Annotated in this window: 18 protein-coding genes; 10 read left to right on the top strand and 8 right to left on the bottom strand. The window is 52.8% G+C overall.

Annotated elements, in window-relative coordinates; translation table 11 throughout:
* Positions 1 to 13 precede the first annotated feature (13 nt).
* From ACNRUY_RS06485 to ACNRUY_RS06470, 4 genes are all read right to left on the bottom strand, one after another.
* Positions 14 to 532 (bottom strand): hypothetical protein, encoded by a 519-nt coding sequence (locus ACNRUY_RS06485; protein ID WP_488110831.1) that lies wholly within the window; start codon positions 530 to 532, stop codon positions 14 to 16.
* 155 nt (positions 533 to 687) lie between these two features.
* Positions 688 to 2,427, bottom strand: coding sequence for a type IV pilus assembly ATPase TfpB (gene tfpB, locus ACNRUY_RS06480; protein ID WP_488110873.1), 1,740 nt, complete (start codon positions 2,425 to 2,427; stop codon positions 688 to 690).
* Positions 2,428 to 2,581: 154 nt separating this feature from the next.
* Positions 2,582 to 3,901 carry a GntP family permease gene (locus tag ACNRUY_RS06475; RefSeq protein ID WP_488110830.1) on the bottom strand — a complete coding sequence of 440 codons (1,320 nt, stop codon included), beginning with the start codon at positions 3,899 to 3,901 and terminating at the stop codon, positions 2,582 to 2,584.
* Between the two features lie 269 nt (positions 3,902 to 4,170).
* Positions 4,171 to 4,791, bottom strand: a complete 621-nt coding sequence (locus ACNRUY_RS06470; RefSeq protein ID WP_488110829.1) for a CYTH domain-containing protein — start codon at positions 4,789 to 4,791, stop codon at positions 4,171 to 4,173.
* A gap of 181 nt (positions 4,792 to 4,972) precedes the next feature.
* Between ACNRUY_RS06470 and ACNRUY_RS06465 the strand changes: the two genes are divergently transcribed.
* The 4 genes from ACNRUY_RS06465 (at position 4,973) to argA (ending at position 9,572) form a co-directional block, all read left to right on the top strand.
* Positions 4,973 to 5,653 carry a TIGR00153 family protein gene (locus ACNRUY_RS06465; protein WP_488110828.1) on the top strand — a complete coding sequence of 227 codons (681 nt, stop codon included), beginning with the start codon at positions 4,973 to 4,975 and terminating at the stop codon, positions 5,651 to 5,653.
* Between the two features lie 35 nt (positions 5,654 to 5,688).
* Entirely contained in the window at positions 5,689 to 6,957 is a 1,269-nt protein-coding gene (locus ACNRUY_RS06460) for an inorganic phosphate transporter (RefSeq protein WP_488110827.1), read from the top strand.
* Positions 6,958 to 7,058: 101 nt separating this feature from the next.
* Positions 7,059 to 8,213 (top strand): acetylornithine deacetylase, encoded by a 1,155-nt coding sequence (gene argE / locus ACNRUY_RS06455; protein WP_488110826.1) that lies wholly within the window; start codon positions 7,059 to 7,061, stop codon positions 8,211 to 8,213.
* 36 nt (positions 8,214 to 8,249) lie between these two features.
* Positions 8,250 to 9,572 carry an amino-acid N-acetyltransferase gene (argA, locus tag ACNRUY_RS06450; RefSeq protein WP_488110825.1) on the top strand — a complete coding sequence of 441 codons (1,323 nt, stop codon included), beginning with the start codon at positions 8,250 to 8,252 and terminating at the stop codon, positions 9,570 to 9,572.
* A gap of 126 nt (positions 9,573 to 9,698) precedes the next feature.
* Here argA and ACNRUY_RS06445 read toward each other — a convergent pair whose 3' ends face one another.
* The 4 genes from ACNRUY_RS06445 to thiI form a co-directional block, all read right to left on the bottom strand.
* Entirely contained in the window at positions 9,699 to 10,391 is a 693-nt protein-coding gene (locus tag ACNRUY_RS06445; protein WP_488110824.1) for a YccT family protein, read from the bottom strand.
* A gap of 144 nt (positions 10,392 to 10,535) precedes the next feature.
* The gene (locus ACNRUY_RS06440; protein WP_488110823.1) at positions 10,536 to 13,376 is read right to left on the bottom strand and encodes a hypothetical protein; all 2,841 of its coding nucleotides are present in this window, start codon (positions 13,374 to 13,376) and stop codon (positions 10,536 to 10,538) included.
* A gap of 186 nt (positions 13,377 to 13,562) precedes the next feature.
* Positions 13,563 to 14,066 (bottom strand): dihydrofolate reductase, encoded by a 504-nt coding sequence (locus ACNRUY_RS06435; protein WP_488110822.1) that lies wholly within the window; start codon positions 14,064 to 14,066, stop codon positions 13,563 to 13,565.
* 26 nt (positions 14,067 to 14,092) lie between these two features.
* Positions 14,093 to 15,559 (bottom strand): tRNA uracil 4-sulfurtransferase ThiI, encoded by a 1,467-nt coding sequence (thiI, locus tag ACNRUY_RS06430; RefSeq protein WP_488110821.1) that lies wholly within the window; start codon positions 15,557 to 15,559, stop codon positions 14,093 to 14,095.
* Positions 15,560 to 16,295: 736 nt separating this feature from the next.
* Between thiI and glnA the strand changes: the two genes are divergently transcribed.
* The 6 genes from glnA to ACNRUY_RS06400 all read left to right on the top strand — a co-directional run bounded on the left by glnA (position 16,296) and on the right by ACNRUY_RS06400 (position 22,993).
* Positions 16,296 to 17,699: a glutamate--ammonia ligase gene (gene glnA, locus ACNRUY_RS06425; protein ID WP_488110820.1), complete on the top strand. Its 1,404-nt coding sequence runs from the start codon at positions 16,296 to 16,298 to the stop codon at positions 17,697 to 17,699.
* 198 nt (positions 17,700 to 17,897) lie between these two features.
* Positions 17,898 to 18,509: a DUF4124 domain-containing protein gene (locus tag ACNRUY_RS06420; protein WP_488110819.1), complete on the top strand. Its 612-nt coding sequence runs from the start codon at positions 17,898 to 17,900 to the stop codon at positions 18,507 to 18,509.
* Between the two features lie 271 nt (positions 18,510 to 18,780).
* Positions 18,781 to 19,860 carry a nitrogen regulation protein NR(II) gene (gene glnL, locus ACNRUY_RS06415; RefSeq protein ID WP_488110818.1) on the top strand — a complete coding sequence of 360 codons (1,080 nt, stop codon included), beginning with the start codon at positions 18,781 to 18,783 and terminating at the stop codon, positions 19,858 to 19,860.
* A gap of 116 nt (positions 19,861 to 19,976) precedes the next feature.
* Positions 19,977 to 21,434 carry a nitrogen regulation protein NR(I) gene (gene glnG, locus ACNRUY_RS06410; RefSeq protein WP_488110817.1) on the top strand — a complete coding sequence of 486 codons (1,458 nt, stop codon included), beginning with the start codon at positions 19,977 to 19,979 and terminating at the stop codon, positions 21,432 to 21,434.
* Between the two features lie 174 nt (positions 21,435 to 21,608).
* Complete coding sequence (locus tag ACNRUY_RS06405; RefSeq protein WP_488110816.1) at positions 21,609 to 22,154, top strand: hypothetical protein; 546 nt, start codon at positions 21,609 to 21,611, stop codon at positions 22,152 to 22,154.
* 116 nt (positions 22,155 to 22,270) lie between these two features.
* Positions 22,271 to 22,993, top strand: a complete 723-nt coding sequence (locus ACNRUY_RS06400; RefSeq protein ID WP_488110815.1) for a fimbrial biogenesis chaperone — start codon at positions 22,271 to 22,273, stop codon at positions 22,991 to 22,993.
* The last annotated feature ends 123 nt before the right edge of the window (positions 22,994 to 23,116 follow it).

Genomic DNA, 23,116 nt, shown 5'->3' with positions numbered 1-23,116 from the left:
TGTTTTCCCTGCGTTATTTCTGCATATCCCGAATCAGCAGACTCATACCATCCGATAGTTCATGAATGGCCTGTGGGGCATAACTGATTTCCAGCCATCTTTCCTTTCCCCTTGTGGTTCTGGCAGGGTAGAGAATCCAGCAGAGCTGCTCCTGCCATGAGCAGTTCGACTCCAGCTGGTTACTGACGCCATAGACGGACAGGCTTCGATTGTCTTTTTGCAGGCCATACTTTCCCTGCTGGTTTCGGGTAATGACCAGCAGCCCTTCTTTGTTGGCACGGATCTGGAAAAACAGGCTGGGCTTTTGCTCCTGTTGGTGGGTGCTATAGACGGCGTTAGCCTTAAGCAGGCTGTTCAAATAGCTTTCCATGGCTGTGCGCCGCTCATCCGTTGACCGGTTTGTTTTCATTTCCACAGCCATCTGTTCTGCAAAGGTATCGGGAGGCTCAGTGGCTATGATCTCCATAATGGGGCTGTTTGAGAGGGCGGGTAGAGAGAAAGCGGTTAACGCAACAAGGAGGAATCTGATCATGGAAGGTCCGCTGTCAGTGTTTTTTCCAGGCAATAAATGAAGTTATCGGACAATCGGAGTCTGGTTTCACCGCATTTATTCTGCCGGACGTCCACCGGTTAACTGTATCCTACGATTTTTAACATAACGAACGTTCGGCAGGTTATCAATGAGTTCTAGTCTGGAGCGACTCTCAGTACTTCCTCAATGGTGGTCAAACCACTGGCGATTTTTTGTGCGCCAGAGAGTCTCAGGCTGTACATCCCTTCTTTTATGCACTGGCGGTGCAATTGAGGCATATCCGGGCTTTCATTGATCAGAGCCTTGACTGGGTCACTCATCACCAGAATTTCGTAGAGCCCGGCACGACCCCGGTAGCCGGTTTCGCGACAGTCCAGGCAGCCCACTGGTTGAAACACCTCTGCCGGGGCGGATGCCGCCCAGGGTTTGGTCAGCGCTTTCCATCCCTCTTTATCCAGAGGTGTACGAGCTTTACAGTTGGGACAAAGGGTTCTCACCAGCCGCTGGGCCATCACTCCCAGCACGGTATTTTTGATCAGGTATGGGGGAACACCCAGCTCCAGCAATCTTGTCAGTGCTGAGGGGGCATCGTTGGTGTGCAGGGTTGACAGCACCAGGTGGCCGGTCAGTGCCGCCTGAATGGCCATCTCAGCGGTTTCAAGGTCCCTTATCTCCCCAACCATGATGATGTCAGGGTCCTGCCGGAGCAAGGCCCGGAGTCCTGTAGCAAAGGTCAAATCAATATTGTGCTGCACCTGCATCTGGTTGAAGGAAGGTTCCACCATTTCGATGGGGTCCTCAATGGTACAGACATTCACTTTATCCGTAGCCAGGAGCTTCAGTGTTGAATAGAGGGTGGTGGTTTTTCCCGAGCCCGTAGGGCCTGTGACCAGGATGATGCCGCTGGGCTGGCTGGACATGGAAGTCCATCGTCTTTCATCCTCACGGGAGAAGCCCAGGTCCCCAAAGGATTTCACCAGCACTTCCGGGTCAAAAATACGCATGACCAGCTTTTCGCCAAACGCCGTTGGCAGGGTGGACAGGCGCAATTCGATTTCAGAGCCATCGGCATTTCGGGTTTTCAGGCGCCCGTCCTGGGGTTTGCGTTTCTCCGCAACGTTCATGCGGCCCAGGATTTTCAGGCGACTGGTGACCGCAGCGGCCACTTTGGCAGGCATCTGATAAATCAGGTGCAGAACCCCATCGATCCGGAACCGGAGGTTGCATTGTTCCCGTCGGGGCTCAATGTGAATATCACTGGCACGTTGCTCAAAGGCGTACTGCAATAGCCAGTCCACAATATTCACAATATGCTGGTCGTTGGCATCCGGGGCCTGCATATTGCCCAGTTCCAGCATCTGTTCAAAATTATTGAGGCTGGTGGAAGCGACTCCGGAGTCGGAGCTGGCTCCCATGATGGACTGGGCCAGGCGGTAAAATTCAACGGTATAGCGGCGGATATCCGCCGGGTTGGCCACCACTCTGCGCACTTCCCGGCGGTTCACGTGGCGCAGATTGTCTTCCCAGACTTTGTGCCAGGGCTGGGCTGAAGCGACCACGATTTCCTTATTATTGACTTCAACGGCCAGAATCTGGTGGCGCATGGCATAAGCGTGGGACATGATCGGTGTGACCGAAGCGACATCGATTTTCAGTGGGTCGATATGGAAGTAATCCTGGCCGGAAAGCTCCGCCAGCCATTGGCATAGATATTCCATATCCAGCTTCTTGCCCTTGCGGCCAATATCGTCCAGCTCAAGGCTGGCAATATACTCAATGGGGTTAAGACGGAGTTGCTCCGGAGTCCGGTGACTGGCCAGAACTTCATCTGCGGTTGACTGGTCAATGTGCATACTTCTGACCAGGTCTGACACGACCATGGGCAGATCCAGCATTTGTTCCCGATGTTGCAGTCCGGAGGCTTTCAAACCGATCACTTGGAATTCCGTGTTTTATGAATAAGCTGCGGTGGATGGAAAGGGCTTATTCTCTCTCTTTTTTCGGCGGTTGGACAAATCCATTGACCTTCCATGGGGAGAAAGGCCGGGATTAGAGCAGAAGTAGCGCCAGCAGTTGAACACACACCAGCACCGTAATGCCCTGACAGAGCGTGGCCACCGTCAGGGATTTTAAAGCGGTGGCGGTATCCATTCCGGTGAATTCGGCGATCACCCAGAAAAAGCTGTCATTGACATGGGCGATGGTCATGGCTCCACCGCCACAGGCGAACAGGGCCAGTAACCGGCCGGTGGTGCTGTCCAGTCCCAGGGCCGGTAGCAAGGGCTCAACGAGCACAGATGCGGTGATCAATGCCACGGTGGCGGAGCCTTCGGCGGTTTTGATCAGGGCCGCCATCATGAAGGGCATCAGCAGGCCCAGGTGAATCAGGCCTGAGTGTTCTGTGAGAAGCTGAGCCAGCCCGCTGTTTCTCAGGATAAAGCCAAAAGCCCCTCCACAGCCCACCACCAGAATAATTTTGCCCCCGGCCTCAAGGCCTTTTGTGATGCTGGCCTGAAGGCGATGCCACTGGCTCTTTCTGGCCAGGGGCCAGCAGAAAAGGAGGCCTGCCAGCAGGGCGTTGACGGGTTGTCCGGCGAACGCAAGCCACTGACTAATGGGGCCACTCCTGTCGGTCATTAACCCTCCGAGGGTAATCAGAATGATGGGCACCAGAATCGGGGTCACCGCTGGAATAAAATGGATCGGGAGCGGGTCTGGCTCTGTGGTGGCGGTTTGTTCTTTTTGCGGCATCTGATGCCGGGTTGTTAACGCCCAGGCGAAACCGGCCAGTACCGCCATGGTAGAGATTAACAGGCCTGAAACCAGCACAAGGGATAGCTGTTGTGACAGTTGCAGGTTGGCTACTGCTGCCAGTGGCCCGGGAGTGGGAGGCACCAGAGTATGGGTTGCATAGAGGGAGCAGCCCAGCACGGTACTGAGAAAAACGGGGGAAACCCGGTGTTTTCTGGCCAGATAGCTTCTTACCGAGTTCAGGATGACAAAGCCCGAATCGCAATAGATGGGAATGGACACGATATAGCCGGTAATGGCCAGGGCCAGGGCCGGGTAACGGTTATTCAGCCGGTTGATCACGCCTCGGGCGATGGTTTCGGTGGCACCACAATGTTCCAGTATGACCCCCAGAAGCGCTCCCAGGGCAATGGTCAGGCCAATGTCTCCGAGGGTTGATCCAAACCCCTCCATCACCAGTGAGGCAACTTTGTCAGGCTGAAAGCCGAAGCAGATACCCGCAAAGTAGCTGGCCGACAGTAATGCCAGGAAGGCTGGCCATTGCCAGCGGACGGTTAGCAGCACCAGCAGGGCGACCGACCCGATAAAACCGGCCAGCACAGTGAGTAAAGGGGTCATGGCACAAGGAAAGGCCTCAGAAAATGCTTATTGTTCAGTTTGTCAGGTAAGCAGCGTAGCTGATTCTGTCAAAAGACCCACATTTTCAGCCGCAGCCTGCCGGGCTTATGCTTTCGAGCATAAAATTTAGTAGAGCGAGTCAAATCTTTCGATGGATTCGTGCGAATAGCCGGTCTATTCAATCGAATTCATCGAAAGATTTGGCCGCTCTTTCTGGATTTTAGGCCGAAATTGTCGTAGGTCCGACAGGCTGCTTGGTCCTGTTGCCGTTATGTTGGTTCTCTGGTGAGTAATTCAAACCCCCTTTCTGCCTTGCTTTTATCTGAGGGCATCAGATCAATGCTCTGTTTCAGTTGGTCTGCAACGGCATCCAGGGCGTGTTCATCGCCTTCAATCAGTTCCAGTTCCAGCTCACAGATTGGGCTGGTACGCCCGGCTGCTTCCACCTGGCCGGTATCCAGGGCGGCTTCTATCACTGCCCTGGGATTCTGCCAGCGAAGGGTCCAGCGGGTACGGGTAAAGTCGGTGGTGAAAAGGGGCTGCAGCTGATCAACATCAATGCCTTTAAGGGACTCTGGCCAGACTTCAGTTAGGAGCGAGCCATTCAGTTGTGCCTCAGGCAGAGGCCACTCCCATTCACCACGGCGTGTCAGGCCATTGATGCTTTCGCCTCTGGTTTTCAGTGTCTGGATAAAGCCGCCATTAAGGGTGCGGATTCTAAGGGCTACCCGGGCCTGGTTGAGTCGCTGATCAGGGGTATCAAAATACCGGTTGCCCAGTTGCAGGGTTTCCGGAGCCTCCAGGGCATGAGCTTGCCAGAATGGCAGGTTTCGGAGTTTTTCTGCCTCAGTCCGGGACAGAGACAGTTTCAGTTCAGTTTCAATACTCATCGTTTATCCATGCTTCCGGAGGCCAGCGAAGAAAGGGGCGGATTCAGGGAACCGTTTGTCCTGGCAATTGTCTTTGTGCTATTGCTTGGTGCAATAGAGATCAACCCGGGCTCTTGGGTAAACAGGCAGGAACCCGGACTGACTTCTATACTCTCGCGTTCAACCGAAAGGATTTGCCAATATGCCAACCAGCAACCTTCTGTCGAGCGTTTTCGGGCGCTCACCCATAGGGCCAATACAGAAGCATATTACCACTGCCCATGAATGTGCGTCACAGCTGGAGTCTTTTTTCGAGGCGACCTTTGCTGCCAACTGGGATGAAGTCCATAACATTCAGCAAAAGATTATCCGGCTGGAGCACGAGGCGGATGCCATCAAAAGAAGCGTTCGTCTGTCCCTGCCGAAAAGCCTTTTCCTGCCGGTTCCCCGCACTGACCTGCTGGAAATTGTTACGGTTCAGGACAAAGTAGCAAACCGGGCCAAGGACATTGCCGGGCTGGTGGTGGGCAGAAAGATGGTGATTCCTGAGTCCATGAGAGAAGACTTCCAGGCTTACGTACGTCGCTCCATTGCCACCTCTGCCCAGGCGCTCAGGGCTATGGATGAGCTGGATGAGCTGCTGGAAACCGGCTTCAGGGGAAGGGAAGTGGATCTGGTGGAGCAATTGATTGAAGAGCTGCACGAAATTGAAAGCGAGACGGACAGGGACCAGGTGAAGATTCGCAGGATGCTCTTTGGGCTGGAGCAGGAGCTCCCTCCGGTGGATGTGATGTTTCTCTACAAGATCATTGACTGGGTGGGCGACCTGGCTGACCGGGCTTCCCGGGTGGGCAGCTACCTGCAGTTGTTGCTGGCCCGCTGATAGTGGGCCAGACAATCGTGACCGGGGCATGACTGATGACCATTATCTCTGAATACGGAACCCTCCTGCTGGTGCTGGGCTGTCTGTTCGGGTTTTTCATGGCCTGGGGAGTGGGAGCCAACGATGTGGCCAATGCCATGGGAACCTCTGTCGGTTCCGGGGCTTTGACCGTCAAGCAGGCCATTATCATTGCCGTTGTGCTGGAATTCACCGGTGCTTATCTGGCAGGTGGCTCAGTAACCGACACGATCCGCAAGGGGATCATTGATCCTTCCATGCCCGAGCTGGTGGCCAATCCAAACCTGCTGGTGTATGGCATGCTGGCATCTCTGTTGGCTGCAGGCAGCTGGCTTTTGATTGCCACCCATTATGGCTGGCCAGTGTCGACGACGCACTCTATTGTCGGAGCCATTGTAGGGTTTGCCGCCGTTGGAATTGCTCCGGCTGCCGTGAGCTGGGGCAAGGTATCCACCATTGTGGCCAGCTGGGTGGTTTCCCCGCTGATGTCGGGTCTGATGGCTTTTCTGATTTTCATGAGTGTCCAGAGACTGATTCTGGATACTGAAAACCCTTTTCGTAATGCCAAGCGGTACATGCCCCTGTATATGTTCCTGGTGGGTTTTATGATGTCCATGGTGACGCTGGTCAAAGGGCTGAAACACATCGGGCTGCCCCTGGATCACAATGAAAGTGTTTTGCTTTCTCTGGTGCTAGGCCTCCTGCTGATGCTGATTGGCAAGGCCGCGCTTTCCAGGATCAAAGAGGATGTTCAGGCGGACAAGTCCTTTCACTTTTCTAGTGTGGAAAAGGTCTTTGGGGTCATGATGGTCTTCACCGCCTGTTCCATGGCGTTTGCCCACGGCTCCAATGATGTTGCCAATGCGGTGGGGCCTCTGGCGGCAGTGGCCAGCATTATCCACAGTGGCCAGGTGGCCGGAACATCCGTTGTGCCCAGTTGGGTTCTATTGCTTGGGGCATTGGGAATCGTGGTGGGGCTGGCCACCTGGGGTTATAAGGTCATGGCGACCGTAGGCTCCCATATCACTGAACTGACGCCCAGCCGCGGCTTTTCTGCAGAACTGGCAGCGGCTTCCACCGTGGTAATGGCCTCAGGCACCGGGATGCCGGTATCCACCACCCATACCCTGGTCGGTGCCGTTCTGGGAGTGGGACTGGCCCGGGGGATTGGGGCATTGAACCTGAGGGTGATTGGTACGATTTTCATGTCCTGGTTGATTACCCTGCCAGCGGGCGCGCTATTGTCCATTATTTTCTTTCACGGCCTGAAGGCTTATTTTGGATAACCATTATTGGGTTGGTTCCAGCACCTTTCTCTGTATATCATCACTGTTAACAAAGCATAAATACATCTGCTGTTTACTGGATGATCCACTGGAAGGTCATTATGTCGGCTATTGTTCAGCCAGAATTCAAAAGCGCACTGTCCCGGCTGATAGAGATACCCTCTGTCAGTTCCACTCTTCCTGAGCATGATATGAGCAATCTGCCAGTGATTCATGAACTGGCAGGCTGGCTTGAATCAATGGGATTCAGCTGTGAAATACAGCCCCTGCCTGATAACCCCCGTAAAGCCAACCTGATTGCCACTCTGGGCAGTGGACCAGGAGGGCTGGTGTTGGCCGGTCATACGGATACGGTCCCTTTTGATGAACGTCTCTGGCAAAGTGCTCCCTTTGCTCTGGAGGAGAGAGATAACCGCTTCTATGGTCTGGGTGTCTGCGATATGAAGGGCTTTTTCGCCCTGGTGATGGAAGCGGTAAGAGACTATCTGGACCGGCCCTTGAAAGCGCCATTAATTGTGCTGGCAACTGCCGATGAAGAGTCTTCCATGAACGGGGCCAGAGCACTTGCGGCATTGGGTAAGCCTGAAGCACGCTATGCCCTGGTGGGAGAGCCTACCGGCATGAAGCCCATTCATATGCACAAGGGAATTATGATGGAGCGGATCCGGATACTCGGGCAGTCTGGTCATTCCAGTGATCCCTCTCTGGGACGAAATGCCATGGAAACGGCCCATCGGGTCATTTCTGAATTGATCCGGTTCCGGGAACAATTGGCCGACCAGTATCAGAACCCCGGATTTACCATACCTGTCCCTACGCTCAACCTGGGTTGCATTCATGGGGGAGATAACCCCAACCGGATCTGCGGTCAGTGTGAACTGGATTTTGATATACGACTTCTGCCTGGCATGAGCAGCGAAAGCCTGAGGGAAGAAATCCGGCGAAGGCTGCTTCCCCTGGCAGAGGCGGATCGGGTGGACATTTCCCTGGAAGCGATTACACCGTCTATTGAAGGGTTTGCGGCGGCTGAACATTCTGAACTGGTTGCTGCCTGTGAAAAGTTGACCGGATACTCTGCCAACAGCGTCGCTTTTGGCACAGAAGCGCCTTTCTATAGTCGTATGGGAATGGATACCGTTGTCCTGGGGCCTGGTGATATTGACCAGGCACATCAGCCCGATGAATTTCTTGCAATGGATCGAATTCAACCGATGGTTGGTTTACTCAAAGCGTTAATTCGGCAATATTGCTGTTAAATTGTTGCTGACCATCAGGGGGGAGCCTCATTCAGCGTGAATAACAACGATCATTCAGCAGACTATGTGACCTTTTTTCGTCAGTCTTCACCCTATATCCATGCTCACCGGGGCAAGACGTTTGTCATTATGCTCAGTGGTGAGACATTGGCTCATGCCAACCTTGGCAACATCATTAACGACATTGCCCTTATGAGCAGTCTGGGGGTTCGCCTGGTGCTGGTTCATGGAGCCCGCCCCCAGATCAATGAGCGGCTTGATGAGAGAGGTATTGAAAGTCGGTATCACAATCACCACAGGATTACCGACCGAAAGAGCCTGGAAAGTGTCAAGGACGCGGTGGGAAATCTGCGTGCCCTGATTGAAGCCCGGCTTTCCATTGGTCTGGTCAACTCACCGATGCATGGCGCCAGAATTCGGGTGGTCAGCGGCAATTTTGTCACGGCCAAACCCCTGGGGGTGCATGATGGGATTGATTTTCAGCATACTGGCGAAGTTCGCAGAATCGATCATCAGGCTATTGGTCATTTGCTGGACAGTGGTTATGTCGTATTGCTTTCCTGCCTTGGGCTATCACCCACCGGGGAAATTTTTAATATGGAGACGGAAGAGGTCGCCACTGAGGCAGCCATCAGCCTGGGTGCGGAAAAACTGCTTTTATACAGCAGTGAACGGGGCATCTTTAATCCAGAGGGTGAGTTAATCAACCGCATTTCTCCCGATGAAGCCCTGGTGGAGCTTGTGTTTCAGTCTGGAGAGTCAAAGCGTCTGCTCGCTTCTGCGGTCAGAGCCTGTGAGGAGGGGGTGGAACGCACCCAGATCATTAGCTTTGTGGAGGACGGTTCCCTGCTGATGGAGCTGTTTACCCGCGACGGAGCAGGAACCCTGATCTCCAGAGATCATTACGAAGAAGTGCGCAGTGCCACCATTGAAGACGTTGCCGGCATTCTGGCCCTGATTCGTCCTTTTGAGAAGAAGGGCATACTTCGTCGTCGATCACGAAAGGAGCTGGAGCGGGAAATTCGTCTTTTCAGTGTCGTATTGCTCGACGGCATGATCATTGGCTGTGCGGCACTGCATCCGTTTGCCGGCGAGGATGCTGGCAAGGCTGAATTGGCCTGTGTGGTGGTTCACCCGGAATACCGTCAGGGCAAGCGGGGGGATCGTCTGCTGGCTCATCTTGAGAATAAAGCCAGGGAAAAAAACATCAGCAGAGTCTATGTGATGACAACCCAGACGGCTCACTGGTTTATTGAGCGCGGCTTTGAGGAGGTGTCGGGTTCAGGTCTGCCTGAGGAAATCAGGGCAAAGCAACACCCTGAGCGGCAGTCAAAGGTGTTGACCAAGGTATTGGGCTAGCTGGCTGTTGCGCTTCACTTCGTTCAGCGGCAACCTACCGCATTCAAAAATTCATCTATGCCGCAGGTTGCGGTTGAGCAAAGCGAGGCGCAACAGAATTCTTTACGGGATAAGTAAGAAAAAAGCTTATTTGGCTTGTTTTTTACTTTCCGCAACCCATTTCATAAAGCGCTCACGAGTGGCTTCATCAGCCTGGTTGTACCAGTACTGCAGCATGTTTTCACTCATGGGCTGGGCGGTGGCCGGTGCAGGCTGAACCGCTGCCGGGGCAGGCTGTTGTGCTGGGTAATAACTGCCCGCAGGTGCGGCGATATAAACTGTTCCCGCTAGCTCCCTGACGGCAGCAGGGTGATCCGACAGGTTGAATTTCTGGATGTCCTCAACCGTATCTGAGCCAATCATCAGGCCAGACTTGTTCAGGGTTTTGAATTCAAAAGGTGTGGTTTCCCCCCGTTGGTTCACCAGGGTAAATTGTTGTTCCGGTGCGCGCTCCAGTTTGTCGGTATCACGGCTGGTTTTGAACTTGGGAGTCTGAATCGTGTATTTTTGGTTGCCTTCCAGGTTGAAGGTCATGATGTACGGCGTGGAAGTGTACATTTTGCTATCGCCCGAGTCCCTGACCAGGGTTTTTATCTGGAAAACCAGCTGGTGACGGCCATTGTCAAGACGGATTCCGGACTGGGTATCGGTTTTTTCTGCATTTTTACCATCCAGTACCAGCAGGCGGGCTTTCTCCGGTGGTACCAAGGTATTGTCGGCCAGAACGGGCAGGGCCAGCGTTGAAATCATCAGCGCCCCCAGCAAACGACGTACAAACATAAGATATCTCTCAATCAAATTGTTGAACAATTATAGATCGGTAAAACTACAGCTTCGTATTGTTGATTACCGCAGTTTTGACTTTCTTGATATAAATCCAGCTTCAGGGAATAGAGTGATAAGAGGTGGCCGCCCTGTGATGATTTATACCAGGCTGGGAGGAGGGCGGCGAGTTTGTTGTCGGGTTAACGATTCTGGTCGGCCAGACTGTTGAAATACATGGTTAACGATTTGTTCTACTGAATTTAGCTCGCTTCTTCTCCCGGGGTTTTCCCGGGCTTCCAGCTTTATCCAGTTCAATAGCAGGCTCATCTCATCAAAAGAGAGTAGGGTGAGACGTTGTCGCAACTGCTTTTCGGAAAGAGACTGATTGTTATAAGCCTTGATAAGGTCCTTAACCTGGCGGGAACAGGCCTTGAAAACTCTCTCTGCTGTCAGGGTTGCTCCAGGAGGCTGAACCTGCCAGATAGGAGCCGGTTTTTTCCAATCCGCAGGACTCTCATTGGGTGAAAGCGGTGAGTGGGCGGTGAGTGGGCCTTGTGCTTTGACTTTCTGTCTTGCAGGTTTCTTTTTCTGTCTTAAAGGGGGGGGCTGTGTACCTGGCATTCTTGAGGCAAAAGGCGAGGCAAAAGGAACCGGTGTTTTTCGCCTTTGCGCTGGTTCTGACTCAACCAGGGCTTCAATCATTTTTCTGTCCAGGTCGTAGGTTTTGTCGGTGACATGCTGGTAGAAAAGACCAAAGGCGCCGCCTATTTTGTTCTCCAGCAGCTGCTGCCAGGCGGCCTGCTGCAGAATAATGACAGCAGCTTCCTGATCTTTGAGATGAGAATAAGGTTTGACACCCAGAGCAAAACTGCGTCTTTTATGTTCCTCCAGCGTTTTGCAATGTTCATCCAGCAATTTATGGAAGTCAAAAAGCAGGTCAATAACAGAAGGCAGCTGTTTTTTTGTCATGGCCCTTAACGTGGCAATTTCTTCACGGCCGGTACGCTCTCTTTTTATGAACAGTCCGGTTTTGCCTTTGACGCCCTTTCGTATTTCTTCCATCCGGCGTTCATTTTGTTTGTTATTCGTAGCTGCAGTAGCAAGCTCCGCGAAAAAGAAAAAAACAAAAAGAATGAGGCCGTCAACGGTAATTTTGGGCAGCTGTGGTGTGATTTCCAGGCTGGGCAAATGGCTTCCAGCTCTCCAGGTTATCTTGAAGCCATGAGCAATGGTGGCAAAGATGGTTTTTTTCAGTTGTTTGATAACGTAAGACTTACCCATTAGCTTAAGTGTTTCAATAGCTTTGGTGGTCATACCTGTGTTTTGCTTTTCGAGTTGAACCTGGCTTGTTTCGATGGGTTCATCCATGGCCATTGATGCTTTCAGCAGGATATCTTTCTGGTCTTTTGCCCGCTTGACGCCAGCCAGCTCCGGAAGAATAGCGCTTAACCAGTTGGGTGACTGGGTGCGAATGCAGTGTCCCCTGACGATGACGCGGCCATCTCTGGAGGCCTGTTTGAAAATAGCAAGTCGCCTTTTTTCATCCATGTCTCTGAACTTTTCATTCCACAGGGCTTCCATTTCCGGTTGCCACTTTCTTTCCAGCCTCCTGAGGTCACCAACGACACCGGTGTATAGCCGGTTAAACAGATGAAAAGAGACTTCCAGGTTTTTTCGTCGGTATTGATAACGGGCCATGCTCTCTTCAAAGGCAATCATTTCACTGATAGTGCTTCTCTGCCTTCTGGCCAGAGCAATACTTCGTTCCGTGTCTTTTTCCAGTTCACAATAGGCATTGTATATTCGTGCCAGAGTGTCATGGCTGCATACATAGCGGCAGCATTTCATGAAGAGTTCAAATTTTTCTTCATCAAGGTTGTCAAAAGCCTCAATGTCCTCGGGATCCAAGGGGTTTGATACGTAATCCGCTGAGCTTTCCATCTTGTGCATTTTCCGGATGACCCGGGCCATGCGTATGGCTTCTGTGCCTCCGGACCAGAAGGCAAGATACCCAAGGGTAAAGAGAACACTGACTGCAGCGGCAATACCTCCAGTTACCACAGCAGCCAGGGCAGTCCCAACCACCAGGTGGGCGCCATTCATGAACTGTTCTCTCTTATTGCGAAGAAGCCATCGCTTAACCCGGTTTCTGACGTCGTGCATGGGCTCCAGTTTCAGGGAACCCCCACTTTCCACTTTCATCTTTATAAAAGCGGTATCTTCCTTCTCCATATAAGCATCTGTTTTGCCCGGAGACTCCAGAAGAGGGGGAGTAAGGTGTGGCTGCTCAGGGTCGTATTGAGTCAGGGGAGGAGGCTTTGCTCTTGATGTGTCCGCCAGCTCTTCAAGAGAAGGGCCAAACCTCTGTCGGATGGCTTTTTTTAATTCAAGCATCCGCTCAAAGCTGAATTGTTGTTCTGAGGTGAGCCCTGTACGGTTTGCCAGGGTTTCAATCACATGAATTGGATCCCGGGGTGGCCTTTTCCCCCTGGCTCTGAGCCTTTGATTTACGTCATGGGCAAGGTGGGGAAATAATTCGCGTTTTAAGTAGCCGGTTGGAATAGGGCGCTGCTCAAGTTCGAAACGATAGGCGATTTCGGTTGGGTTTAGCTCCAGAGTTTGGCTGAGCTCATCCAAAGTGCCCGTGTCAATGGCAATCTGCTTTTCAGAGAAGGAGACCTGATTTCCATCACGGGCCTGAAGTTTGAACTGTCTCGGAATATAAAGCTCAAGCACTGCGGCGGTTTTGTAGTAGCTTTTTGCGGAGCTCCGTTCGGTCAAGCGAGTGACCAGAGCCTGGGCACCCTCTTTTGGAAGGTGCCGGAACAACCCGGTGAATTTGTGCCACCAGCGGACCACCCAGTGACCAAACTTCTGGTAATCCGTGTCTGGAAGCGGACTGTCAGGGGGGGGCGGGGAAGGCTGCCCTGGTAATTTACCGGGAGGGGTTGAAAGTGGCGGTCTGAGTCTCGGTGGTCCAATGTCCGTATTGTCGCCCATTCCTCAATCCCTGGAGTGGCTTAACCTTGAAAATGCAATTATTCATGCAGTGACTAAATCAGGATACCGAAGCGGCTGCCGGGAAAAGGTTGTTTACTTTTTTATGGGCAGAGGCTCAGCAACAACATTTATTAACTATAGCCAAGGAGGGGAAAGGGGAAGGCAAGGAAGCCTCCCCGGAGAGGGTCACTTTCTGTCGAGTACCAGATAGCTGTAGGTTAATGGTTCATCATCTTCACTGTGAAGATCCTGACGGGAGGTTTCCTGCCAGAATCGAGGGTCCACATCCGGAAAAAACGCATCTCCCTCAAAACTCTGGTAGACCCTTGTCAGATAGAGCCGGTCAGCACGGTCAATGGATTGACGGTATATCTGCTCACCACCAATGACCATAATTTCCTCGTTGCCATTGATCAGGGCGACATCTTCAGCCAGGGCCAGGGCATCGTCCAGGCTGTGGACAACTTTGACACCTTCATGCTTCCAGTGGGGGTCACGGGTGATGACAATATTGGTGCGCCCGGGCAGAGGCTTGCGGAGGGAGTCGAAGGTTTTTCGCCCCATAATGATGGGCTTGCCCATGGTGACGGCCTTGAAGTAGCGCAGGTCTCCAGGCAGGTACCAGGGCATTTTGTTATTGATGCCAATGGCGTTGTTATCGGCAACGGCAGCGATCAGGGCCAGTTTCATCGGGCTGGGTAATCCTTTTTGTTATCTCAGGGCTTCTGACTGTCAGGGCTGTAAACACCCACATTGTCATGGCCTTCGTCCTTCAGGTGCATGGCATGAAGCTGGCTCATGACGCCTTTTTCGCAGTAGAGCAGGTACTGGCGTGTTTTGTCCAGCTCGGGGAACTGGGTTCGCAGGCGATAAAAGGGCATTTTAATGACTTCCCGCCCTGGCATCTGGAAGGGTTTGATCTCTTCCTCCGTGGGGTGGCGGATGTCGATAATGACCTCGTTCTGGCTGACTTCATGAACCACCTCCACGGCTTCCCGGCTGAGGTCGTCGGCAATGATGTCGTGAATGGAGACCATTCTTCTCTGGGCAACGGCTTCATCCAGCCGGTCGAAATCAAACCGGGCTTCCTCTGCGGCAATCTTTTCTTCCCGGGCCCGGGTGGTCGGATTTTTTGAGATGACCGCGCAGTATTCGGGAATATTCCGGGCAAACTCCTCTGTGCCGATCTTGATGGACGTATCGATAATGTCCTGTTTGTCCATGGTGATCAGCGGGCGCAGCACCAGGGTGTCGGTAACAGAATCGATAACGGACAGGTTGGGCAGGGTCTGGCTGGACACCTGGCCTATGGCCTCTCCGGTGACCAGTGCCGACATTTCCATGGCGTCGGCCACTTTTGAGGCGGCCCGGAGCATCATCCGCTTGAGAATAACGCCCATCTGGGGGTTATCCACTTTGGTCAGTATTTCTTCCACCACCCCTTCAAAGGGGATCGTCACGAATTTGACCCGGTGAGAGGAGCCAAACCGGCTCCAGAGATAGAAAGCAACCTCTTTTACGGCCAGCTCGTGGGCGTGCCCTCCCAAGTTGAAAAAGCAGAAGTGGGTGCGAATCCCCCGCTTCATGGTCAGGAAGCTGGATACGGTAGAGTCAAAGCCACCGGATATCAGGGATAGCACAGGTTCCTGAGAGCCAAGAGGATAACCCCCAAGACCTTCACCCCGCTTCTGGGTCATGAAATAGCGGTCGTTTTTGATGTCGATCCGTACGGTGATGTCCGGATTATGGAGGTTAACGCCCTGAGCCTCGGTTTTCATATTCAGGCCGCCACCCACATAACGCTCTACATCGACGGACCTGAATTCATGCTTTCCTGAACGCTGGCAGCGGACCCGGAAGGTTTTGCCTGCCAGGGCTTCAGAATGGGCAGCCAGCGCTTTGTCCAGAATGTCATCCATATCGGTCAGGGGGTGTTCGGCCACCTGAAGCCAGTAGGCAATGCCGGGAATATGGCTGAGCAGGTCTCCGGCTTCAGCCACCAGAACAGGGTCATCGCTGGTGGTGGTGACTTCGATGTAGTCCCAGACACCTGACACCTCAATGTTTTCATCAATTCGCTTGAGAATGGAACGGATATTCCGCCTCAGCATCTTGATAAAGCGCTTGCGGACCGGAGCGCTCTTGATGGTGATTTCCGGGAAGAGTTTAATGATGAACTTCATGAATCTGGGGTACCTTGCCAGCGGTTTTTCCCCAGGCAGGAAGGGGAGCTGAGCACTGGGCAGCCATGGATGGCTTTTACAATAAATGGTTTGACGCACCATTATACAGGTTCTTTTCCCCTGGGAGACAGTTCGGATTGCCCCTCCCACCGGAAAAAGCGGGTCAGTACTCCTGGCCAGAGAATAAAGCATGAAACTTTGGGGTGAGGTGTATGAGTACTTATTTTTATAGGTTGAACTGCAATTGACATTCAAAGCGAGTACACTGTTTTGCGCCGGTTTTTTTGGATAAACAGGTGCTGGTTTGAGGGTGCGCTGTTCTGGTGCTTAAAGGTTCTTATCTTGCGCTATTATGGTGCGCCGCATGGGGCGGGACTATTGAGGGCTGCCTTGTTCCGGTGCAAGGGAAGTCATTTCACCGGGTTTTCAGGTGTGCGGGTTGCCTTCAGTGGTGGCTACTTAATGGTTATTACCAACAACTTCCAGATCAGTGGGTGTGTTTCAGCTGTAATAACTCCCCGATGCAGTTGATTTATCTGTTTCTCAAGGAAAAGCCGGTACGGTGGCATGGCACTTGCTATCGCCTTACACCAAACAGGTTTCTTTCTGATTGATCGAGACTGATCGAAAAACCGCCTGATCCGCAGGCACCTCTTAGCTATCAGATAGCCATCAGAGGTCGCTGCAGTGACGGCCAGTCACCAGTGCGGTATTTGTCCCCTGGAGGAAATAATAAATGTCGAAGACTCTTAACCTGATCAAGGAACATGACGTCAAGTGGGTTGATCTGCGGTTCACTGACACCAAGGGGAAGGAGCAGCATGTATCGATCCCCATCGGTGAAGTGGATGAAGAATTCTTCGAAATCGGCAAGATGTTCGACGGTTCTTCCATTGCGGGCTGGAAAGGCATCAACGAGTCCGACATGATTCTCATGCCCGACGACAGCACTGCCACCATTGATCCGTTTACCGAAGCATCTACCCTGAACCTGCGTTGCGATATCGTTGAACCTTCCACCATGCAGGGGTACGAGCGTGATCCCCGCTCTGTGGCCAAGCGTGCGGAGGAATATCTCAAGTCTACGGGTATTGCTGACACCGCTTTCTTTGGTCCCGAGCCTGAGTTCTTTGTGTTTGATGACGTTAAGTGGAGTGTGGATATTTCCGGCGCTTCCTACGAAGTGAACTCTGAAGAAGCGGCCTGGTCTTCCAACCAGAAGTTTGAAGGGGGCAATATTGGCCACCGTCCAAAAGTGAAGGGCGGCTACTTCCCGGTACCTCCGGTGGATTCCCTCCATGACCTGCGTGCTGCCATGTGTGATGCCATGGAAGCTCAGGGCCTGGATGTAGAGGTTCACCACCATGAAGTGGGCACAGCCGGTCAGTGTGAAATCGGTGTTAAATTCAACACCCTGGTCAAGAAAGCCGATGAAGTTCAGGTGCTGAAATATGCGGTGCATAATGTAGCCCACGCCTATGGCAAGACGGCAACCTTTATGCCCAAGCCGCTGGTGGGTGACAACGGTTCCGGTATGCACGTTCACATGTCTCTGTCCAAGAACGGTGAAAACCTCTTTGCCGGTGACGGCTATGCAGGCCTTTCTGATGAAGCGCTGTACTACATTGGTGGTGTCATCAAGCACGCCAAGGCGATCAATGCCTTTGCCAATGCTTCCACCAACTCCTACAAGCGTCTGATTCCGGGCTTTGAGGCGCCGGTTATGCTGGCCTATTCTGCCCGTAACCGTTCCGCTTCTATCCGTATTCCTTATGTGAACAGCCCCAAGGCCCGCCGTATCGAAGTGCGTTTCCCGGACCCTACCGCGAACCCCTACCTGGCTTTTGCAGCCCTGATGATGGCCGGTCTGGACGGTATCAAGAACAAGATCCATCCTGGCGATGCAGCGGATAAGGACCTGTATGACCTGCCGCCGGAAGAAGCTGCTGAAATCCCAACTGTTGCTGAAAGCTTCGAAGAGTCCCTGGCGGCTCTGGATGCGGATCGTGAGTTCCTGACCGCAGGTGGTGTTTTCACTGATGACATGATTGACGGTTACCTGGAGCTCAAGAAAGATGAGTGCCTGGCCGTCAGCCAGACCACTCACCCGGTTGAGTTTGACCTGTACTATTCCGTATAAGGCACCGGTACAGGATGTCAGCGAAATCGGCTGACTTACTTTAAATAGTGACAATGAGCGGCTGGTTCCTTCGGGATCCGGCCGTTTTGTTTTGTAGGGATTTGAGACCCCTGCCTCTGTTCAAACGGGTTGGCGGTCAGTATGCTGGAATCATAATTCTGCGACCCGTTCAGGTGTTCTGCTGGGAGTGTGTGGCTGATGAAAATAACAATGAATGTACGCCTGTTATTAGCTGTTTTTTCCATAGGTCTATGCTTGTGGACATTTCAGGTTAAAGCAGCCATATACAAAACGGTGGATGAAAACGGGAATGTGGTTTTCAGTGATACCCGCCCCACTCATCAGCCCAGCGAAGAGGTCAAGCTTCGCCCGATTACTCCCATGCAGGTGATGCCTGTTGAACCGTCTTCAGCCCATCCACCCGAAGAGAAGCAGGAACCCTCTGCAGAGGTGTACAGTCGACTTGAGATCATCGAACCGGTGAACGATGAGACCGTTCGAAATTCAGGCAATTTTGCCGTCAAAGTGGCGACGACTCCAAAACTTCAGCCGGGCCATAAACTGAGATTGCTGATGGATGGCAATGCTGTGGAACCGGCCCGGCGCAGCCTGAATTTTACCCTGCTGAATGTTGATCGGGGTACCCATGTCCTGACCGTAGAGGTGGTTGATCAGCAGAATAATGTGGTTCAGTCTGCTGTCAGCACTGTGCATGTTCAGAGAGCCATTTACACCGCTCCTGCGGTACCCCCTTCCTCTCAGGCCTCTCCCCCCACCTCGGAACCTCCTTCTCCTCTGGCCTCCCCCTGATTGCTGGATACAAGTGCTTGCACTGTTATGGTGCAGGTGCAAAAATCGGATGCTCTGCCATTTGGCGGGTGGTTGGCTCAAAAGGATTTTTCGGTCGCTATGGGTATTTGAGCCTGCCGAAATGTGAGGTGTGTGTCATATCTTTTGCACCTTTCTGGGAGGCCTTTTGAAAGAGTGGTTTGATTTTTGCAACGCTATTTTGCAATAGGTAATCGCTGCCAACAGGCCCTGATAACACCTGTTGAGCTAATCGGGTTAAGAACAGAGACAAATGCAAAAAATAATTCTGGATAACCTCAATACTGCTGTGATTGTCATGGATCAGAATCTCCGGATCCTGACACTGAATCCGGCTGCGGAAGCCCTGCTGGATACCAGTGTGAAAAGAGTTCAGCAGCAACCGGTGACCACCTTGATTCCACAGGATGATTTGCAGGCCGACCTGGATCGCGCCCTGACCCAGGGGCAGCAATACACCCGACGTGAAACGGACTTTCCCATCAATGGTGAGGTGATGACGGTGGACTACAGTGTCTCTCCCATCACCGGGGACGAGGCTCAGTTGCTGCTTGAAATTCATCCGAGGGACCGTCTGCAGCGAATTACCCGGGAGGAGTCCCTGATTGCCAAGCAGGAGACATCCCGTATCCTGGTCAGGGCTCTGGCCCATGAAGTTAAAAACCCTCTGGGCGGTATCCGGGGAGCTGCCCAGCTTTTGGCAAAAGAGTTGGCAAGAGAGCTGGATAAAGGCCAGGCCGAATCCGGGCTGGGTGATTTTACTGAAATCATTATTCAGGAAGCAGACCGTCTTCGGGATCTGGTGGATCGGATGCTTGGGCCGCTGCAGCCTCCGCAAATGGTGGACCTTAATATTCATGAGGTGCTTGAGCGGGTTCTACAATTGATCAGTGCTGAAACCGGTGGCGAACTGAAGCTGAAGCGGGATTATGACCCCAGCATTCCCGGGATACCCGGGGACTTTGAGCGGTTGATTCAGGCTTTGCTTAATCTGGTACGCAACGCCATGCAGGCCATTGACCAGGCCATGCCAAGGGATGAGGGGCTGATTACCGTCCGAACCCGTATTGCCCGGCAATTCACCATTGGTACTCAGAAAAGGCGTCTGGTGTGTCATCTGTCCATTATGGATAACGGGCCGGGTATTCCGGCGGATCTGATTGACAATATTTTTTACCCCATGGTCAGTGGCCGGGCCGACGGCACCGGACTTGGATTGCCCATGGCCCAGTCCATCATCAGTCTTCACCAGGGATTGATTGAGTGTGAGAGCAAACCTGGCCAGACCACCTTTAATGTCTATTTACCGCTTACGCTGGAAACACAGCCCTGAGCGGGTGGATTAAACAGCCCTGAGCGGTTGGATTTAAAGCCTTCAGCAATTGGGCTTAATTGCACTGAACAATATGGATAACGTCCTGAACCGGACAACAGCCACAGGAGTGATGTATGAGCGTAGATTCCAGGGTCTGGATCGTCGATGATGACCAGGCCATTCGCTGGGTACTGGAGCGTGCCCTCAATGGTGCAGGGATTGATACCCGCAGCTTTGACTCCGGTGACCGGGCGCTGGCAGAGCTGGAGTACAGCGAACCCCAGGTAATGATCAGTGACGTGCGGATGCCGGGAATGAATGGCCTTGATCTGCTGAAAGCGGTTCATGAGCGCAAACCGGATCTGCCTGTGATCATCATGACGGCACACTCTGATCTGGACAGCGCAGTCGCATCTTACCAGAGCGGTGCTTTTGAATATTTGCCCAAACCCTTTGATATTGATGAGGCTGTGGCTCTGGTCAAAAGAGGGCAGGAGCACAGCCTGCAGCTGCAGGCCAGTCTGGAAGAGGTGTCACCGGAAGCGGAAGACGTCCAGGCCACGGAAATTATTGGTGAAGCCCCGGCCATGCAGGAGGTGTTCCGGGCGATTGGCCGGTTGTCACACTCCAATATCACCGTTCTGATCAATGGCGAATCCGGGACCGGCAAGGAGCTTGTGGCCCGGGCATTGCACCGTCACAGCCCAAGAGCCCAGAAACCTTTTATCGCCCTGAACATGGCCGCCATTCCCCGGGACCTGATCGAATCGGAGCTGTTTGGTCACGAGAAAGGCGCTTTTACCGGCGCGGGAGGAATGCGTCGGGGACGTTTTGAGCAGGCAGGAGAAGGCACTCTGTTTCTTGATGAAATTGGTGACATGCCAGCGGATACCCAGACCCGGCTGCTCAGGGTCCTGGCTGATGGGGAATTCTACCGGGTGGGTGGGCATACCCCGGTAAAGGCGGATGTCCGGATTATTGCCGCAACCCATCAGAACCTGGAGAAGCTGGTGGAAGAGGGCAAGTTTCGGGAAGACCTGTTCCATCGACTGAATGTGATCCGGGTGCATCTTCCAACACTCAGTGACCGTCGGGAGGATATTCCCCGACTGGCCCGGTTTTTTCTGGATAAGGCGGGCAAAGAGCTGGAGGTGGAACCCAAAATACTGCACCCGGATACGGTGAACTACATCAGTCTGCTGGATTGGCCTGGCAATGTCCGGCAGCTGGAGAATACCTGCCGATGGCTGACGGTAATGGCTTCAGGTCGGGAAGTGCTGGTTTCAGACCTGCCACCGGAACTGGTTGATCAACCAGAAAGCCTGGTTGGAGCGGCTGCAATGGGTAACTGGGAGCAGCAATTCCGTCAGTGGTGCGACAAAGAGCTTGCGGCAGGTCACGTTGGGATTCTTGATCAGGCGGTGCCTGCTTTTGAACAGATTGTGATTGAGTCTGCCCTGGCCCACACCGGTGGCCGCAAGAAGGATGCGGCGGAACTGCTTGGCTGGGGGCGCAATACCCTGACCCGTAAAATCAAGGAGCTGAATCTGGAGCCCGGACTGTCCTCCAGTGTTGAAGAGCTGGTGGATTGAGAGCGCTGGGTTTCCTGCAACACAGCAATGCCTGCAGCGAAAGAAAAGCGGTGTGAAAAAAAGGGATCTTTATCCGCCTCTGATATCCGGGGATTCTGAACGATATAAGGCCCCTGGCTCTGAAAATATGCTGCCTATACTGAACGTAACATGTTGCAGTAAGGCAGTATTAACATGGAAAGGATTCTTCGAAGCACGTTTGGAAAAGCCCTTAAGAAAACGCTCAAAAAAACCGCCGACACCCGTCGGAAAATTGGCATTATTTTCTTTACCAGCCTGATCGCTGTCATCTCACTGACGGAGCTCCCTGCCTTTGCCGCCTCCCAGGGACAGCTCGGAAACAGCTCATCAGGCTCCTTCACTATCAACTTTGTGGTTTATCCTTCTCTGGACACAAGGGTTCAGCTTTCTGAAAGTGAGGGAAGCAATGGCAGCCAGTCCGGAGTATCAACGGATATTCTCAGCTTTGATCAGCCAGCCTCACTGTGTGTGACGGGCAGGGGGCTTGCTCACTTCAGCCTGGCTGCAACGGTGATGCGAGGGGTGAATCTGATTGTCAGTGAACCGGAAGGCAGTCGTCTTGCAATTACCGGTCAGCCCACCGGGCCTCTGGGGGTTGAACAGGACTGTGAGGCATCTTCCAGAACGCTGACCGCCCAGTCACTGGATGGCTTTTCCGGATCCAGCGAAGCGGCGGTGCTGGTCATTCATGCGGAATAATACCTTTTATTACATATTTACCATCCTGTTTACCCAGCTTAAAATAAAGCCGTATAAATAAAACACTGCTTCCTGCCCGCGGATGGGCAGGGCCAGGTTGGGATAACGGGTACATCATGAAAACAACCGTAAAAGGATTCTGCCTGCTGGCTGGCCTGGCCTTTACTGGCAGCTCAGTGGCGACAATGTCCCTAGACCGGATGATTGTTTACTTCAAGCCCGATAAACTGCCACGGCAGGATGTTATCGTCTCAAACCCTGATAAAGAGAATCTGTACCTGCAGACGGAAGTCTATAAGGTGGTTCATCCCGGTACCGATAAAGAAGAGCGCATTCGTGTTACTGATCCTTCAGCAGTGAAACTGCTGGCAACCCCCAACAAAGCCATTATCCCTCCCAACAGCAGAAAAACCGTCAGGCTGGTCAGTCTGGAAACACCGGCAGACAAAGAGCTGGTGTACCGGGTGACGTTCCGGCCGGTGGTTGGGGATCTGGAAGCGAAAAGAACCGCCATCAAGTTGCTGGTGGCTTATCAGGCTCTGGTTTTTGTAAGGCCGAAAAACCCTGAGTACAAGGTGGCGGCCTCCGTTAGCAAGGGTGCCATGAGGTTTACCAATAGCGGTAATATCAACGTTGTTTTAAGGAATGGAAAATACTGCACCAGCAACCAGCCTGACAGTTGCACCAATCTTGGTGAAGGCTCCCGGATTTACGCGGGTGAAAGTTGGGAGCTGCCTCTTCCTGAGCAGGCTATGAAAGGCGCGGCAAAAGGGAAAGGGTTTATTCAGTACGGGCTGTTTGACGGTGAGTTTGAAAAAACGGAGACGTTTCCCATCTAGGCGGCGTTCTCATCTAACCGATCTGCCAGATTTTAACTCAAACTCATGCCAACCAGACCATGATGGCTGCTATTTGAAGCATTCCCGTATAGTTACGCAGAAGCCGCTCGTAACGAGTTGCTA

It is taken from the genome of Endozoicomonas sp. Z74, assembly GCF_057680865.1.
Note: the sequence above shows the minus strand (reverse complement) of the source record. Positions and strands in the feature narration are given on the sequence as shown.